12 protein-coding genes are annotated in these 16,046 nt (G+C 48.7%); 5 read left to right on the top strand and 7 right to left on the bottom strand.

Features of this window, described 5'->3' with window-relative positions; genetic code table 11:
• Positions 1-25 precede the first annotated feature (25 nt).
• The 4 genes from KXJ70_RS11485 to KXJ70_RS11470 form a co-directional block, all read right to left on the bottom strand.
• Positions 26-2,485 carry an efflux RND transporter permease subunit gene (locus KXJ70_RS11485; protein ID WP_219043637.1) on the bottom strand — a complete coding sequence of 820 codons (2,460 nt, stop codon included), beginning with the start codon at positions 2,483-2,485 and terminating at the stop codon, positions 26-28.
• A 533-nt stretch (positions 2,486-3,018) separates the two neighbouring features.
• Positions 3,019-4,623: an AMP-binding protein gene (locus tag KXJ70_RS11480; RefSeq protein WP_219043636.1), complete on the bottom strand. Its 1,605-nt coding sequence runs from the start codon at positions 4,621-4,623 to the stop codon at positions 3,019-3,021.
• Positions 4,624-4,636: 13 nt separating this feature from the next.
• Positions 4,637-5,872 carry a thiolase family protein gene (locus KXJ70_RS19570; RefSeq protein ID WP_219043635.1) on the bottom strand — a complete coding sequence of 412 codons (1,236 nt, stop codon included), beginning with the start codon at positions 5,870-5,872 and terminating at the stop codon, positions 4,637-4,639.
• Positions 5,873-5,884: 12 nt separating this feature from the next.
• Positions 5,885-7,216, bottom strand: a complete 1,332-nt coding sequence (locus KXJ70_RS11470; protein ID WP_219043634.1) for an acyl-CoA dehydrogenase family protein — start codon at positions 7,214-7,216, stop codon at positions 5,885-5,887.
• Between the two features lie 211 nt (positions 7,217-7,427).
• Here KXJ70_RS11470 and KXJ70_RS11465 point away from each other — a divergent pair, with 211 nt between their 5' ends.
• Positions 7,428-8,450 carry an AraC family transcriptional regulator gene (locus tag KXJ70_RS11465; protein ID WP_219043633.1) on the top strand — a complete coding sequence of 341 codons (1,023 nt, stop codon included), beginning with the start codon at positions 7,428-7,430 and terminating at the stop codon, positions 8,448-8,450.
• Here KXJ70_RS11465 and KXJ70_RS11460 read toward each other — a convergent pair.
• Positions 8,378-9,394 carry an AraC family transcriptional regulator gene (locus tag KXJ70_RS11460; protein WP_219043632.1) on the bottom strand — a complete coding sequence of 339 codons (1,017 nt, stop codon included), beginning with the start codon at positions 9,392-9,394 and terminating at the stop codon, positions 8,378-8,380. The genes KXJ70_RS11465 and KXJ70_RS11460 overlap by 73 nt on opposite strands.
• 167 nt (positions 9,395-9,561) lie before the next feature.
• On the opposite strand from KXJ70_RS11460, the gene KXJ70_RS11455 reads away from it, so the two are divergent.
• Entirely contained in the window at positions 9,562-10,677 is a 1,116-nt protein-coding gene (locus KXJ70_RS11455; protein ID WP_219043631.1) for a saccharopine dehydrogenase family protein, read from the top strand.
• Positions 10,678-10,805: 128 nt separating this feature from the next.
• Here the strand turns inward: KXJ70_RS11455 and KXJ70_RS11450 are convergent, their stop codons facing one another.
• Together KXJ70_RS11450 and KXJ70_RS11445 are read right to left on the bottom strand one after the other, a co-directional pair.
• Positions 10,806-11,189 carry a hypothetical protein gene (locus KXJ70_RS11450; RefSeq protein WP_219043630.1) on the bottom strand — a complete coding sequence of 128 codons (384 nt, stop codon included), beginning with the start codon at positions 11,187-11,189 and terminating at the stop codon, positions 10,806-10,808.
• Entirely contained in the window at positions 11,179-11,970 is a 792-nt protein-coding gene (locus tag KXJ70_RS11445) for a methyltransferase family protein (RefSeq protein ID WP_255558409.1), read from the bottom strand. The genes KXJ70_RS11450 and KXJ70_RS11445 overlap by 11 nt, the downstream gene beginning before the upstream one ends.
• Before the next feature lie 345 nt (positions 11,971-12,315).
• On the opposite strand from KXJ70_RS11445, the gene KXJ70_RS11440 reads away from it, so the two are divergent.
• The 3 genes from KXJ70_RS11440 (at position 12,316) to KXJ70_RS11430 (ending at position 15,990) form a co-directional block, all read left to right on the top strand.
• Entirely contained in the window at positions 12,316-13,911 is a 1,596-nt protein-coding gene (locus tag KXJ70_RS11440) for an ABC-F family ATPase (protein ID WP_219043629.1), read from the top strand.
• 125 nt (positions 13,912-14,036) lie between these two features.
• The gene (locus KXJ70_RS11435) at positions 14,037-14,906 is read left to right on the top strand and encodes an HDOD domain-containing protein (protein ID WP_219043628.1); all 870 of its coding nucleotides are present in this window, start codon (positions 14,037-14,039) and stop codon (positions 14,904-14,906) included.
• Between the two features lie 94 nt (positions 14,907-15,000).
• Positions 15,001-15,990: a hypothetical protein gene (locus KXJ70_RS11430; protein WP_219043627.1), complete on the top strand. Its 990-nt coding sequence runs from the start codon at positions 15,001-15,003 to the stop codon at positions 15,988-15,990.
• The last annotated feature ends 56 nt before the right edge of the window (positions 15,991-16,046 follow it).

The raw sequence follows: 16,046 nt of genomic DNA, 5'->3' as shown, positions 1-16,046 counted from the left end.
TAAAACAGCATTCAGAACAGCGTCTTTATACTGTTTCGGCTTTTAAACTATTGTGACTTTCAGCTTGTTTTTTTTGCGTATCTTCAGCCATCAACTTAGCTATATCGACACCTTCGCCCAGCACCATAATGTCTTTGCTGGAAATAAACTTCGGCTTTATCAGCCACACCAACAGCGGCAATACAAGCAGCGCAATTACCATATTGATCAGCATTACCAGCACGAGTAGCAGCCCCATATCGGCAAGAAATTTAAGCCCGGACAGGAAGTACCAAGGAAGAATACCGATCAGCATTATGCTCGCGGTAAACATAATGGCCTTGCCAGTAGTTGTTAATGCCGCAGTAATCGACTGGCCATAATCTTCGCGCTCTTGATACTCCTCACACATTCTGCTCAGCAGGTAGATGCCGTAGTCGATACCCACACCAACGCCAATTGCCGCCACCATTAATGAATTAATATCTAAGCCTATACCCATAAACGACATACACGTCGTCAGAATCATATTGGAAAGGTTAACCGGGATAAGCAAAACCATACCCGCCACAAGCGAGCGGTAGGCGTAGCTCGACACCAACAAAATCACCAGATTGAGCAAGCTCATAATTAGCCAGTGATAGCGCTCAACTACGTGATTAATCGCCTGTTGAATCGCAATCGTTCCGCTGCCCAAGCGCACAGTGAAGTCAGGGTGATCAATACCTACCTTGGCAATCGCAGCTTCAGCAGAAGCGAGCGCATGATCGACTGTCGCCTGCTTATTATCGGGATACCAAAATGACACCGTGGAGTTCTGTAGCTCAAAGTCGACAACGTGGGAGTAGGCTTTAGGGCTGGTGCCCATCAACACCGCAGACGTTGCCGCATTCACCGCCGAATCGGTATTATCCAAAGGCAACCACTTAGGGTGACCGCCGGAAATCAGACGATTCGCGTCCATCAAGAAATCACCGAAAGACAAAGTCGCGCGCGGTGCGTCTTCGCCGGCCTCCATAATGGCTTGCAGCTCTAACATCGTCGAAACCGTTTCCGCCTGACGGGCAACGCGGTTTGAATTGTTGGGGTCCTTAGCCTCTAGAATAACTTCAAGAGTATTCACGCCTGGAAAATGCTGATTGATTTTTGCGACCGACACATTGTATTCAGAGTCTTCCCATAGCAAGTTACTGCCTTCGACCGGGTTACCTATTTGAATACGCATCGCGTGGTAGGTAGAGAAAGCGGCAATTAATACAACCACTACGGTGGTATATCGTGCGCGCTTACCTTGCGAGAAAGTTGCAATCCAAGCGAGTACTGACTTCACTCGGCCGTGCACACCGCCCGACTCATCGGAAATAATCTTATCGAGATTTTTCGGAGCCGGTAATACCGACAGTAGCAACGGCGCAAGGAAGACCCCTGTTGGCGCAAGCATCATCGCCCAGAAGCCGCAAAACAAAGAGAAACGTTCCATCGCGGGAATCGGCGCAATCGATATAAGAAAGATACCCGCCGCGTCAGTGATAATCCCTAAGATTGACGGCGCCAGCATAAGCCCAGTGGTAATACCGGCAGCACGCACCTTGTCACCCACCTGCGCAAATACTTCATAAAAGCGCTCGGTAAACTGCACGCAATGGCTGAAGGACCGCGCAATAAGTAATAGCGGCACGATCATCAACAAAGGCTCAATTGGCAGCTTCATCCAACCGGCGAAACCAAAACCCCAAATTGCCGCAACCATACTGGCAAACACTGGCGTAACAACACCGGCGATATTCTGGGTGTACAGAATTAAGGCGATAACTAGAGCGCCCAGAGTGATCGCAAAAATCCCGATCATTTGATGCTGGTATTCGTACACCCAGCCAGTCAGCGCCGGCTGACCCGCCATATAGACTTCATGGTTCGCATCGCGGGCATTATCGGCGAGATCTTTAACAAACTTAAAAGCAACGCCATAGTCTAGGCGCTGTTCGATAAACGTAGCCGAAATGATCGTTGCCGTCTCATCTCCAGATATTAAGAACTGCTGTGCATTAGGTGATTTACGCACATTCTCCTTAAATCGGGCGATTTCCTCATCGGTAACCGGCACCGAATCACCCATCAGAGGCTGCGCATCAATACCGAAAGGGGTGGCCTCTGCATAGCGCGCTTTGGCCGACGCGATTGACAATATCTGATCGTGATCCACACCGGGAGACAGATCGATATCACGTGTTAATTGCCACACTTTGGCGAGGGTGTCCGAGTTGTAAATATCCCCTGATTTCGTTTTTACCATTAAGGTAAAGGTCAGGGGATTACCAAAGTTTGGGTGATCCTTAAAGACTTGAATAAAAGGATCATCCTTGGGAAGCAAGTCAGAAAATATCGTTTTAAGCTCAACGTTTTTTAAGCCCATAGCAAAAAATATTGTCACGGCGGTAAAGAAAAACCACGCAGTTTTTCTATTCTCCAACACCGCTAACGCTATTCTATTTCTTATTGTATTCATTAAGGTTTTCTACCTCTTTCATTGCAAAGAGACACTATGAAACGCTCTTTACACACAATTATCGTGTCGCTGTTCGGCTACATCTCACCTAGCCACGCATATCATCCAACAGACTTTTAATACACATACATAGCACTTTGCGCTGTTATTGTCTGAAAACCAGTTGGACCAATCCTACTTCGCGATCATTTAGAAAAGACCTGCCCAAATGGGGAGGTTTTACTTTCTAGCTGCAACGACAAGCGTTCTAAGCTCAATAACCGCAAACCTATATCTCGTTTTGACATCTTTGTGCAGTGAAACCGAATCTCATCCATCTACAAACTTCCTGCTTTCGCGATGTGGCCGTTTGTAAATCCAGCGTTACGACCTCGTTACTTATTCAATGCACTTCTTATTTCAACTACGTAAAAAATATTTTTATCAGATTATGACCATATGCTAGTTTTAAACTAGTCTTTCAGTAATGCTCATTACCGACCCTTTCACTGTTAATTTACGACACAAAAATATTTATTATTTTAATTTTGTAATTACGAAGCCACGTCATAGACATGATTTTTTTGCTCCATAAAAAACTCGTAGCAAAAACGTGACTGTGGTTTTTCAGAAGCGGTTTTGGGAATCTCCGACATGACCTGTATATAGCTCGGTAAATCGTTGCGCCCCAGCACTTCCCGACAATGCTTCACCAGCACATCCGGATCGAATAACCTAGCCTCTACCGGCACTACTGCAGCAATCACATCCTTCTCACCCGGAGCTCCATTTAAGGATGGAATGCCGTAGACAAAAACATCTTCAACATCATCAAATTCGGCAATGGTTTTTTCTATTTTGGCGATATCAACAAACTCGCCATTGCGGCGAATTTCATCCCCTTTACGACTGTCAAAGTAATACCAACCATCTTCGTCTTGATGGCCAATATCACCCATATACAGAACGCCGTCGGACGTCTTCTTTTTGGATGCCTCCGGGTTTTTGTAATATTCAACAGCCAAGGGCTCGCCTGACGCCGCCTCAAAAACAATTTCACCACGCTCGCCTGGTGCACATGGATTACCCTGTTCATCAATAATCCGGGCAGTTAAACTGGCAGGCGGCTTACCAATACTCCCAATAGGTCCCACCCCTGGCGGATTGAACATCATGCCGCCCTCAGCAGCGCCATAAAACTCAAAGAGCTCCACATCAAAGCGCTTACTGAAGTCCTTCCAGATTGCACCGGGCATGCCTGCGCTTAATATAAATCGCACAGGATTATTGGCGTCATTTGGCCGCACCGGTTCGCTGTAGATTGCAGTTGTCATACCGCCGAGCAAGTTAAACGTGGTGCAACTATAAGCTCGGCAAATATCCCACAATCTAGACTTGGTGAATTTGCGACTGATAACGCCACGCAAACCCATTTTTAAAATATTTCCCAAGCTAATTAACTGGGCGTTGGCATGGGTAAAAGACAAACCAGTATAAGGCCTGTCATTTTCTCGGAGCCCTATCATTGGCCCTATTGACGCCACTGTGTCATACCGGGTGTAAGGTGCACGAATAGCCTTTGGATCACCGGTGGTGCCAGAGGTATAGAGCATCTGCATCGTTTCATCTGCACTCTGCACACGCCCCTCTGATTCATCTATTGCCGCGTGCGCTATATCACTCCATTTTTTCAACCGCGGGTCATTGCCAGGCATTTTCATTAACTCGCCGCTGTGCATAACCCAGATCCAGCGTATCTGCGGCAACTTTTTACAGGCAGCCAATACATTGTTCAGGCAATAATCAGCGCAAACAACGCCCTGACAGTCAGCCCAACTCAACATGTACTCCAGACGCTCGCCGCTGGTACGCGGATCAATAGGAACAAATACGGTCGCGGCGAGCGAGCTCCCCACCATACAATCTACAAATTCTGGATGGTTCTGCATGACAATGGCAAAGCTCTCACCCGGCGCCATTTTTTCATTCTTCAAACCGGCAAAAACGCGCTGTCCCTGATCCCACAAACCTTTATACGTTCTCGTTTCGTGCTCAAGATCGCCGCAGGGAAGTACATTGACGAAGGTCAGCACATCAAGGTTTGGATTAGAATTTTTTTTATCTTCAATTAAATTAGAAAATATTCTGAGATCTTTCATATCCCTTCCCTTATTATTCTTTTGACAAGATACTAAGCACCAAGGCAGCCGCATCTGTACCGATATAACCGCCACCATTCTCGGCAAGCGCAACCCTGGCGCCACCAACCTGACGCGCACCGGCCTCGCCGCGAAGCTGCATAACCAGCTCTACAATTTGCGCCGCGCCAGTGGCACCGATCGGATGCCCCTTGCGCATCAATCCACCGGAAGTATTAACCGGCACGCGTCCACCCAGGGATGACGCTCCGCTAGCGACAAATTCGCCACCCGCCCCATTCGCGCACAAACCCAAGTATTCGTAATATTTTATTTCTGAAATCGCCGATGCATCGTGAAGCTCCACGCAGTTAAGATCTTCAGCGCCCAATCCTGCCTGTTCATAAAGCTGTGCAACTGCACCCGACACCATTGGCAGCTCATTTTCACTGGCATCCCAACCGCTGTGCAGGCTAGACGCATTTACTCTAATACAGCGTCCCTTACCTATTTTCCTGGCATAACTTTCACTCACAACAATCACCGCTGCCGCACCGTCACCAATCGGTGCGCACATCGGCAAGGTGAGTGGCGCAACTACTTCGCGAGCAGCGAGGACATCCTCTATCGAAATTACATTTTGAAACTGTGACTTTGGATTCAAGCTACCGTGCACGGAGTTTTTAGCTGACACCGCCGCCAACTGCTCGCGCGTCGTGCCGTACTGATGCATATGCTCACGCGCCCACGTCGCGTAGATATCAATAAAGATAGAACGGCTACTGCCCGCGCCGCTCATATCCAGCGCTTGGCCAATGGCGTCATTACGAGCTCGCAATCGCTGCGTAATTGCCTCGGTTTGGGTGACATCAATCGCACCGGTAAAAACCGAAAAAGTTTTGTTTTTATCTTCGTGATAAAGCTTTTCGTAACCGCAAACCAACACCACGTCATAGACCCCGAGAGTCACCATGGTACAAGCCTGCTGAAAGGCCGTTGCAGAAGTTGCACATGCATTTTCAATGTTGATAACAGGTATTTTCCCAATCCCCATACTGCGCAGGGCAACCTGCCCGGGTACACAAACCTGGCCGGTAATAACGCCACCTGCAGCGTTACCCATATAGGCCGCGTTCAACTCCTCTTTGGGAATACCAGCATCCTTTAAGGCATCCTTGATAGATGCACAGGCCAAATCATTGAGGGTTTTATCCATAGCGTTGCCAAACGGCGTCATTCCGACGCCGGCAACATAAGCATTCTGTTTCACTGTATTACTTCCTTATGAAAGTTTTTCACTATCGATAAGGTAGCTGCCACCCTTGATGGCCAAGACTTCATTACAGCCATCCTCAATAAGAGAAGCACGCGCGTCGCGCAGCATTTTTTCTAGCGGATACTCTTTGGTCAGGCCATTGCCACCAAAGATTTGCAAGGCGTCACTAGTGACCTCAAATGCGTGTTGAGTGCCGGTGGTTTTGGAGAACATCGCGGCACAAAGCGAAGGTGTCCCCAATTTAGGGTCGTTATTAAAATTCAAACCTCGGCGGGTAAGCGAACGTGAAATTTCTACTTTTCTAAACATATGAAACAAACGACTGCGCACAGATTGATGCTGAATAATCGGAACGCCACCCGCCTTTCTTTCGTGAGCGTAGTCGAGCGCTAAATCAGCCGCCGCTTGCGCGAGACCAGTGAATGTTGCCCCCATCAAAGCGTTGGCTTCGGCGTGAATACAATACACTGCACGCTGATAATCCTCTGGCCCGGCCAGCAAATACTTGCGTGGAATACGTACATTATCAAAAAATATTTCGCCCTGATTTAATGCCCGCTGCCCCATTTTATCTAATGGCTTGCCACGGCTAATACCGGGCAAATCCATTGGAAAAACCAACGCGCAGCCTTCAGTGGCTGACGGCCCATCTCCTGAATCCGCCGCGCAATACAAAATACATACATCAGCAATGATCCCGTTAGAAACCCACGCAGATTTTTGACCATTTAATACAATGTCGTCACCGGTTAAATCGGCCACTAAGTTGGGGCGGCCATAGGAGCTACCGGGATATACAATTTGACGACTCGGGTCGAGCATATCCGTACCATGATCTGGCTCGGTAATACCCCAGCAACCCAATACCGCATCAGGAAACTCATCAAGTAAATCTTGGCGGCCAAACTTCGCGCACAACCACTGGGGCAATATCCCTGCACCGACCGATATCGCCAGGCCAGCATCGCCATAACCCAATTCTTCAAATAAAATGGAAAACAGCAAGGCCGCTTCCTGCGGCTCCATTTCGCCTAGCGCCTCAACCGTAACGCCTAGCTCCAAATATTTTTTACGGAATTCCCAAAACAGTGAATCTTTGGCAATCACTTGTTCCGGCGTCATGCGATCTAACTTTATGCCTATCGGACGCATGACATTCAGCGCAAAATTACGCAGCGTTTTCTGAAACTCTGCAATGTGCTCAGGCAGCTCAGCCTCGGCACCAGACATAGTCAAGGCACCTTTTGGCGTGCTCTCCCAAGTGTAAATGGGGGCAGCTAAATTTCTGTAATCACTACTTTCTGGATGTGTTAGCTCTTGGGCAGACTGGCTAGTCATTTTCTCACCTCTATTCTTATGGTTTTTCTAGAAATCGATAATTAGGTGACCATACTATCCGCGCGAAATGAGAAGTTAGATGTTTACAGAGGACATTATGGTTGTTAATTTACGACAGCTTTCATAATCACAATAAGAGATTCCAGTCATGGAGCTAAGGTCGTCATTAAGCACCCCGCCCTCCCGACATCTGAGCTACGGGCTTAACCCCTTGATCTCCTTACTAAAGGAATACAAGTTAGATCCTGCCCCCATGCTTGACGCGGCGGGCATTCCACCGCAGGCGCTTGAAGACCCGACATACGAATTAACACCTCACCAGGAACTAAGCTTTACGACTGCCGTGATCGAAAGCATCGACGTTCCTGAGCTCGGTTTAATTGTCGGTGGGCGCTACCATTTGTCTGCTTACGGCTTGCTGGGTCTTGCGATAATGACTAGCGAGAACCTGCTATCTGGCATGGCGGTGCTGTATAAAAATATCTTAATGACGTGGACATACATGCAGTGGAACACAACAGTTAGAGGGGATAGAGCCTACGTTAGCTTAGAGAAATTGCGGGATCTTGGTGGCAGCTACCAGTATATGGTCGATCGAGGTCTAGTCGCATCCCACACTATTTTCAAAGAAGCACTAGGCCAGGACCTCCCCGTCTTGGAGGTGCATTTAAAGCAGGCAAAGCCAGCCTACGCCCATGTCTATAGCGACTATTTTAAATGCCCCATTCATTTTAATTCATCGGAAAATTACTACGCATTCGACAGCAAGCTGCTGTATCACCCGCTAGCACAATCTGAGCCTGAAACCGCAAGAATTTACGGTAATCAATGCGCCAAAATTTGCTTACAGCTGGCGCGAAACAGCACCTTCTCAGACGTCGTGCGCAACCATATCCTGTCGTCACCACGCGAGATATTCACCCTGGAGACGATTGCAGATCGCATCAACATGACAGCGCGCACGGTACAGAGAAAACTCAGCGCAGAAGGCACCAGCTACAAAGATATTCTTGAGGATGTGCGCAGAAACCTCGCCATCGAATACCTGCAAAGCACGACATTTACGATTGAGGAAATTGCGGTACGACTTGGCTACTCCGATTCATCCAGTTTTTGTCACGCCTACAAGCGCTGGACGGGGGTAAACCCAAGCGATCTCCGTCATCGCGACACCGCAACAAATGAAGAGCGGAATTCTGATGGCGCCACACCAGCCCAACGGCGAAAGGCGTGAGAAAAATGAGCGGGGTCGCTATAACCTAATAGTAGCGACATCTGCTCAATACTAATGTTAGTAGTCGACAAGTACTCCCGGGACAGTTGAAAACGCAAATCATCAATTATCTTTTGATAGCCAATTCCCTGCGCTGTCAGCTTGCGTCGCAAGGTCCGGCCAGACATATTTAGCTTGGCAGCTAACTCTTCAATAGGCGGAAAATAGCCCGGTCGCAGCAGTATTAACTCCCGCACCTCATCTTCAATATCATACTCTTCCGTCAACCTTGCCTTTAACCGTTCACAGCGTTCAATGCACAAGCTCGCCGTATCACTATCGCTTTGCAGAATTGGAATCTGCAGCAAATCAGCAGAAAAAACTAAGGCATTTTCATCGGCGTTAAACGTGACAGGGCAATTAAAATATTTATCGTACTCGGCAGCAGATGCCTGCGGTGCATTGCGTAGCGTTGCCGAATGTAAGCGAAATTCCTCTCCCATTAGACCGCGCAAAATCATCAGTGTGGCAATCATTTCGCGCTCATTGAGCATCGCGACATCATCGTCATTGTAGTCGTCAGCGCTCATAGACATCACAATATGTTCACCGCGAAACGACATTTTGTGTTCATAAAATGCAAAGCTCAGCTCGACAAATTCATAGGCTAGCTTAAGTGCATCTCGCACCGTTGCCGCGCTCATCAAGGCATAGCCATAGATACCAAACAGACTAAGTGGATAGCACGAGCCAACCTTCAGGCCAATTGCCGGATTGCCCGTCGCCTTGCGCAAATTACGCAAAAACATAAGCTCTTGGCTGAGGTTAACGTGCTGCTCTGGCTTATTTAATATCGACAATGAAAGGCCTGTTCCGGTCAAGGCTTGACCGACGGAAATACCCTCTTCTCGCAAACGTGTCAGAGGAGAAAGTATGGTTTTTGCTGAATGATACTTTGGCTTCATATCGACCTTTTTATTTTCAAATTAGCACCACTGTCCGCATTTCGCAAGCACCTGTCCGTAATTCGCATTCTTAGATTTAGCCACTTTCTATACCTTAAATCACCACCAGTTTTCTTCGCACTCTGGTTGATAATAATTTTTGATAATGACAATAACGGAGTAATTTTATGTCTAACTCACCACGCATACTCATATACGGTGCCAGCGGCTACACGGGAAAATTAATTGCCGAATGCCTATCCCAACGCGACATGCCCTTCTATTTTGCCGGCAGAAGCAAAGACACATTAGAGACGTCCCTCGCCATTGTTGAAGAGCGTTTGGGCCGCAAAGCACCGGCGACAATTGTTCAAGCCGCCAATACCCGCGAGGAGCTGCTACCGTGGTTCGACAAAGTCGAAGTGGTCATCAATGTCGCCGGCCCTTTTATGCAATTAGCATGGCCGGTTGTTGAAACCTGCCTCGAGGCAAATTGCCACTACCTAGACACCACTGGCGAGCAAGACTTTGTTATTGCAGTACGCGACCAGTACGGCAAAGCCTTCGCAGAAAAAAATCTATTACTTAGTCCAGCAAACAGCTATATGTGGTGCGCCGGTGCATTAGCCGCCGAGGTTGCTCTTGAAACCGAGGGTGTAGACAGCCTGGATCTCACCTACCAGATTAACGATGCACTGCCCTCGCAAGCGTCGACAAAATCTTTTCTACGCATGGTGAACAATCCCCAGTATCTGCTCAAAAACAACGAAATGATTGAGTGGCAGGGCGACCGCCATTACACCATTAACGTTCCCCACTTGTCGCAACCAGCGCTGGCCCTCCCCTGGAGCGGCGGCTGTGAACCGGTCTGGTATGAGCACGACGAACGGGTAAGAAACTGTAAAGTTTTAACCGCCTTTGGTGATGAAATCATTGAAAGCGTAGTTGGCATAATTCACCGCTTTAACAAAGAGTCGGTAGGAATGAATCAAGCCCAGAAAGAGGAGCTTACGAATCAATTCGGAGATGAAATGACGCCAGCAGAACCACCCAAAGACAGCCCAGACATTCACCGAACTGTTATCACCTGTATCGGCCAGGGCCGACAGGTCACTACCGTATTCCCGCTGTCGCTTAATGCGCCATATACCTTTACCGGTGAAATTTGCGCAGAGGCTTCAGAGCGCCTCCTCAACGGTGAACTTAAAGCGGTTGGCTTCCAATCTGCGGCGGGTGCATTCGGTCATCGTGAGCTAATCGAGAAATTCCACAAACTGGGGTATATGAATAACCCCTGGCTGTAATAAGGCAATAAATTGATCCGGCTTGCTTGACGATATATCTGTTTGGATTAGAGGCCCAAACAGATATAGAAGCTAGCAAGTCGGATCACTATATAAAATACGAAAAAATAAAAAATAAAAAATAATATTTATTCCTTAGCCTTCCATACCATCGCAAAGAACATTGCAAAAATTAAATCCGCTATCACCAGAATGCCAAAGCCGATTGGCGCAGCAAAAAATGCTATATCTATCCAGGCGATGGCAAAGACCACTGTTTTACCTACGCAGCCCATCCAAACAATATCTTTATGTAGCATTGGATTGGTGGATACAAGCCAATAGCCCATACCAAACACCATTACCAAACCGGCAAACTGATGAAGCCAGGGAATAGCCTCAGCAGTAAGCGCGTCGCTCATCATCAATATTTCAAACAAAAGCTCAGGCGCAAACAGCATGGCAAACGCCGCCGAAAAATTAAAAATAGCGGAGAACTGAAAAAATCTCCGCCAAGCACGGCTATTTTTCATGAATATGGGTCCCTGTTATTTTCGTACTATTCTTGTTGATTCTATCCAAAAGAGCCCGTCCGTTTAAAAGCGCCCAGGGAATAACCAAGCCCGATTGCGCTTTATATTCCTGCCAGCCGGGGTGACGGGAAATCGCGTTGTCTTTGCCCTTCATTCGCGCCAAAAAGTAAATCGCCATATACGAATAGATGACCCACGCAATCCAGTGACTCGCCAACAGAGCATACGCTGCGTAAAGCATTAACTCTCCCAAATAATTGGGATTGCGGGTGTAGCGATACATTCCCTCTTTAATTAAACCGGGTTCAGTGCGGTATTTTAAAATCCAGTGCCGCTGGCCATCGCCCGCAACCATCGTCACGACACCCAAGGTGTGAATGGCAATGGCAATAAATAACATCAAGCCGCTAGGCTCTATCGCCCGCGCAATAAACAGCCACGGTATTAACCAGTACCAAGCAATCAGCAGCACATATAAATTGATAAAACCTAGAAAACTTAATTTATTCTCAAGCTGATGATCCCTAAACCCCAAATCCTTGATCAGCCAACAGTAGCCGTAGATACCGTGTAAAGCTAAGAACACCCACGCGCCAGCACTGAAATTACCGTAGTAACTCATCATTGCGTAAATAATAAAAAGGGTGAAAATTTTATGAAGGTCGACCGCCCACGCCACTTTAATGAACGGACGCCCAGGGGCATTAAAGATGGTGATATCTGCAAAAGCTAGAAAGAATCGCGCCCAGAATGGAACGGGCTCTCGTGTTACCGTATTCATAGTTACCTCGCTTATTATGGTTTTATTAGATACCCCTAAGCTACGCCGACCAGTCAAAATTAGAATAGCGGCGCGCGACGACTTCACTGTTAATCAACGACATAGCTTGGTGAGACTCCATGGGCAAGTCGGCAAAGGGTGACTTTCGCACGAGAGCCGAGGGTCTGTTGCCGCTTCGTCACCGCTAAATCACTGTACTTGCTCGAAATTGAGCTCGTTTTCGTCGAATATCCCGCCAAAAACCAGCAGCACCTCGACCCACGGTATATAAACCCGTATAATTCGCGCCCCGCACATTGTCCTCTTTTAGCAATTTCCACTTCATCACTCATTGGGTATACAACATTGATTTCCGCCGCAAACATCACCATGCAGTTTGGTGCCAAGCCGCTTTTTGAAAACATCTCCGTTAAATTTGGCGGTGGCAATCGCTACGGCCTTATCGGGGCAAACGGCTGCGGCAAATCTACCTTCATGAAGATTCTGGACGGCAGCTTGAAGCCAAGCTCCGGCAATGTGTCTCTCGACCCCAATGAGCGTATTGGCAAGCTGCACCAGGACCAGTTCGCCTTTGAGCAATACTCGGTTATCGACACCGTCATTATGGGTCACACCGAGCTGTGGGAAATCAAGCAAGAGCGCGATCGCATTTACTCGCTGCCCGAAATGTCTGAAGAAGACGGCATGAAAGTCGCCGATCTTGAAACCCAGTTCATGGAAATGGACGGCTACAGCGCCGAAAGCCGCGCTGGTGAAATTTTACTGGGTGCCGGCATCGAACTTGGCCTGCACTTTGGCCCCATGAGTGAAGTGGCGCCAGGCTGGAAACTACGCGTACTGCTCGCCCAAGCACTGTTTTCTGATCCAGATATTTTGCTACTCGACGAGCCAACCAACAACCTGGACATCAACACCATCCGCTGGCTGGAAGGCGTGCTCAATGATCGCAAAAGCACCATGGTTATTATTTCGCATGACCGCCACTTCTTAAACGAAGTGTGTACTCACATGGCCGACATCGACTACGGCGAGCTGCGTGTCTACCCCGGCAACTACGATGACTTCATGACTGCCGCCACCGCCGCACGCGAGCGCATGCAGTCGCAAAACGCGAAGAAGTCTGCCCAGATTGCAGATTTGCAAGCCTTCGTGAGCCGCTTCTCCGCCAACGCCTCGAAAGCAAAACAGGCAACGTCGCGGGCCAAGAAAATTGACAAAATTCAGCTGGATGAAATTAAAGCCTCCAGCCGCCAGTCACCCTATATCCGTTTTAAACAAGACAAAAAACTTCACCGCCAAGCCCTAACCTTAGAAAACATCGGTCACGGTTTTGACGAAGTCTTGTTTAAAAATGGCAGCCTCATTCTGGAAGCGGGCACCCGTTTAGCCGTGCTTGGCGAAAACGGCGCAGGTAAAACCACCTTTTTGCGCTGCTTAATGAACGAGTTAAGTGCCAACGAAGGCGTAGTGAAGTGGGCGGAAAATGCCACCCTCGGCTACTGCCCGCAGGACAGCAGCGACGACTTCGACAACGACCTAAATCTATTCGACTGGATGAGCCGCTGGCGCAAACCCGAGCACGACGACCAAATCGTTCGCGCCACCCTGGGCCGCCTGCTGTTCTCCTCAGACGACTTTAACAAGCGCGCTAAAGTGTGTTCCGGCGGCGAGAAAAACCGCCTGTTGTTCGGCAAATTAATGATGCAAGACACCAACGTCTTGATCATGGACGAACCGACCAACCACTTGGACATGGAAGCCATCGAGGCGCTCAACTTAGCCCTAGAGCACTACGAAGGCACGCTGATCTTCGCCAGCCACGACCGCGAATTTGTGTCGTCGTTAGCGACCCGAATTGTTGAGATCAAAGATCAGCAACTCAATGATTTCCAAGGAAATTACGACGAATTCCTGTCTCATCAAGACGCGCTGAGCAAGTAAGCGTCTAACGTCGCCTCGACGGCCGGTACACCTGTATCGGCCGAGCTTCGCTACGGCAATCCCCTATTGTGTAATAAGCGCTGAAACACGACAGTACTCAGTCGCCAATACTAAATAGTATCAGCATGCCCCTAGCATCCCCATCTCCCGCCAGCACGCCGAAGGCACAGCTTTTAAAGCTCGTGACAGACTCCCTGCGCGCCGGCACACTTGAGCTACCTAGCCTTCCAGATATTGCAATAGACGTCCGTGTGGCCATTAGCCAGAGCGATCTTGAAATTGACGACCTGGTAAAACTGATTCAACAAGACCCCGGCCTAAGCGCCTATTTACTCAAAATCAGTCATAGTGTTCACTACAGCCGCGGCAACCCAGTACGTAATCTTAACGCCGCCATAAGACGTTTAGGCTTCAATGCCGCACGCGACCTGACAGCTAGCTACGCATTAAAAGCGCTGTTTTTAATTCAAGACGCCACTGTTAAAGCAAGCATGCGCGAAATTTGGCGACGCAGTGTCTACACCGCCTCCCTCGCCCATGTTATGGCCAGGCACTGCGGTTTCGACCCCGACCGCGCACTGCTCGCCGGGCTAATTCAAGATATAGGCGCGCTACCTTTACTCGCCAATTTAAAGGATTTTCCAAGCCTGACCTCTGAGCCAAGCGCAATAAAAGAATTACTTAACGAGTTTACCGGCAAGATCAGCGGCCTGATTTTGCACAACTGGCACTTTGACGAAGAACTGATTCTTGTCGGCTTAAATCGAGAAAACTGGATGCGGGATAAAAATCCAACTGCGGATTTAGCCGATTTAATACTGATTGCCCGCTACCACACCTATCTTGACGAACGCAGTCACGGCAAGTTGCCACAACTGTCGCGGCTCCCCGCATTTAAAAAATTACACCTGCAAGAAATGGGGCCGGAACAAGGCTTGGCCTTCCTTTCCGAAGCGAAGCAAGAAATTAGCGAGCTGCGCAGTGCCCTGCTGTAAGCCGTCTGTTCAAGCACCCCTTATTTAGGGGGTTATGAGGTGTGCCGCTGCGCTCTATGATTACCTTCACCCTAGGTAATTTACGAGTAAGTTCATGAAAAAGATAATATTCTCAGCCGTGGTCCTCACGCTGATAACTGCCTGCGCCGGCATCGGCGGAACGGCAAAGCAAGTTGACCCCATCGCCATCACCAATACCGAGAACTTCGCTGGGCATAACACCGTATTGATCGGTGAATTCAGCGTGACCTTCGTGACCTTTGACAAAACATCGGCTACCGCAAAGAGCTCCATGTTTAGCAGTGACACCGGCTACGCGAGCAGCGCTATTCGCGCGAAATTAGAAGGCGTGCCGGATGAAGTAATGCAAAACATCACCGATGCAGCCTATCAAGATTTTAAGTCGCAGCTGAGCGCAAACGGCTACACCATTGGCGATGAAAGCGCGCTGAAAGGCAACGCAACCTGGCAAAAAATGAAATATGACGACAGCCCAAGAAGGAACACCTCGTCCTTTAAAATGATCACCGGCGGTAGTCGCGAAGACGCCACCTTTGCGCCAACGGGGAAAAAACTACTCAGCAAAAACATTGGTGGCATGATTCCCTATGAAGCCTATGACGCCGCAAACCAATTACAGGTACCCGTCATCAATGCCAACTACATTGTCCACTTCGTGTACTTTGGCAGCGAAACCGAATACCGATCAAATGCCTACTCAGACATTAAAGGTGCAGAATACTCCGCAGAAGTCAGTGTTGGCCAAGGCATCCAAGTGGTACCCGGCTCAGGCATAAACTGGATGCGCGGCGCCTCCAGCACCTTCAGTGATCCCAACGGACAAATACTGATTCAAGCACCTGTCGTTATACCTGGCGCATACGGCAGCAGTGAAGATTCAACCAGCGGACTGCAAAAAGCCGCCAACGTGTTCTCCTCAGTATTGGGCGCGGTAAGCGGCGGTTCGTCTAGCGCTAAAGATATCAATATCACTGCCAATCCAAGCGAGTATAAAGCCAAAGCAAGCGCAGCGCTGACTGAAGCCAATAAACGCGTACTCGGTGCCTTAGCCGCAGCGCGATAGTATTTTTCGCAGTGTCACCTTTAAAAGGGCCAGCGAGCGCATTGCTCACTGGCCCT

This window comes from Zhongshania aquimaris, from assembly GCF_019312595.1.
Lineage (GTDB): Bacteria > Pseudomonadota > Gammaproteobacteria > Pseudomonadales > Spongiibacteraceae > Spongiibacter > Spongiibacter aquimaris.
This window is presented reverse-complemented; position numbering and strand designations above follow the sequence as displayed.

Excerpts from the sequence above, each read along its gene's own strand:
- KXJ70_RS11460 (WP_219043632.1), bottom strand. The coding sequence starts at position 9,394 with ATGAAGCCAAAGTATCATTCAGCAAAAACCATACTTTCTCCTCTGACA.
- KXJ70_RS11450 (WP_219043630.1), bottom strand. The coding sequence starts at position 11,189 with ATGAAAAATAGCCGTGCTTGGCGGAGATTTTTTCAGTTCTCCGCTATT.
- KXJ70_RS11470 (WP_219043634.1), bottom strand. The coding sequence starts at position 7,216 with ATGACTAGCCAGTCTGCCCAAGAGCTAACACATCCAGAAAGTAGTGAT.
- KXJ70_RS11430 (WP_219043627.1), top strand. The coding sequence starts at position 15,001 with ATGAAAAAGATAATATTCTCAGCCGTGGTCCTCACGCTGATAACTGCC.
- KXJ70_RS11455 (WP_219043631.1), top strand. The coding sequence starts at position 9,562 with ATGTCTAACTCACCACGCATACTCATATACGGTGCCAGCGGCTACACG.
- KXJ70_RS11485 (WP_219043637.1), bottom strand. The coding sequence starts at position 2,485 with ATGAATACAATAAGAAATAGAATAGCGTTAGCGGTGTTGGAGAATAGA.
- KXJ70_RS11435 (WP_219043628.1), top strand. The coding sequence starts at position 14,037 with ATGCCCCTAGCATCCCCATCTCCCGCCAGCACGCCGAAGGCACAGCTT.
- KXJ70_RS11445 (WP_255558409.1), bottom strand. The coding sequence starts at position 11,970 with ATGAATACGGTAACACGAGAGCCCGTTCCATTCTGGGCGCGATTCTTT.
- KXJ70_RS11480 (WP_219043636.1), bottom strand. The coding sequence starts at position 4,623 with ATGAAAGATCTCAGAATATTTTCTAATTTAATTGAAGATAAAAAAAAT.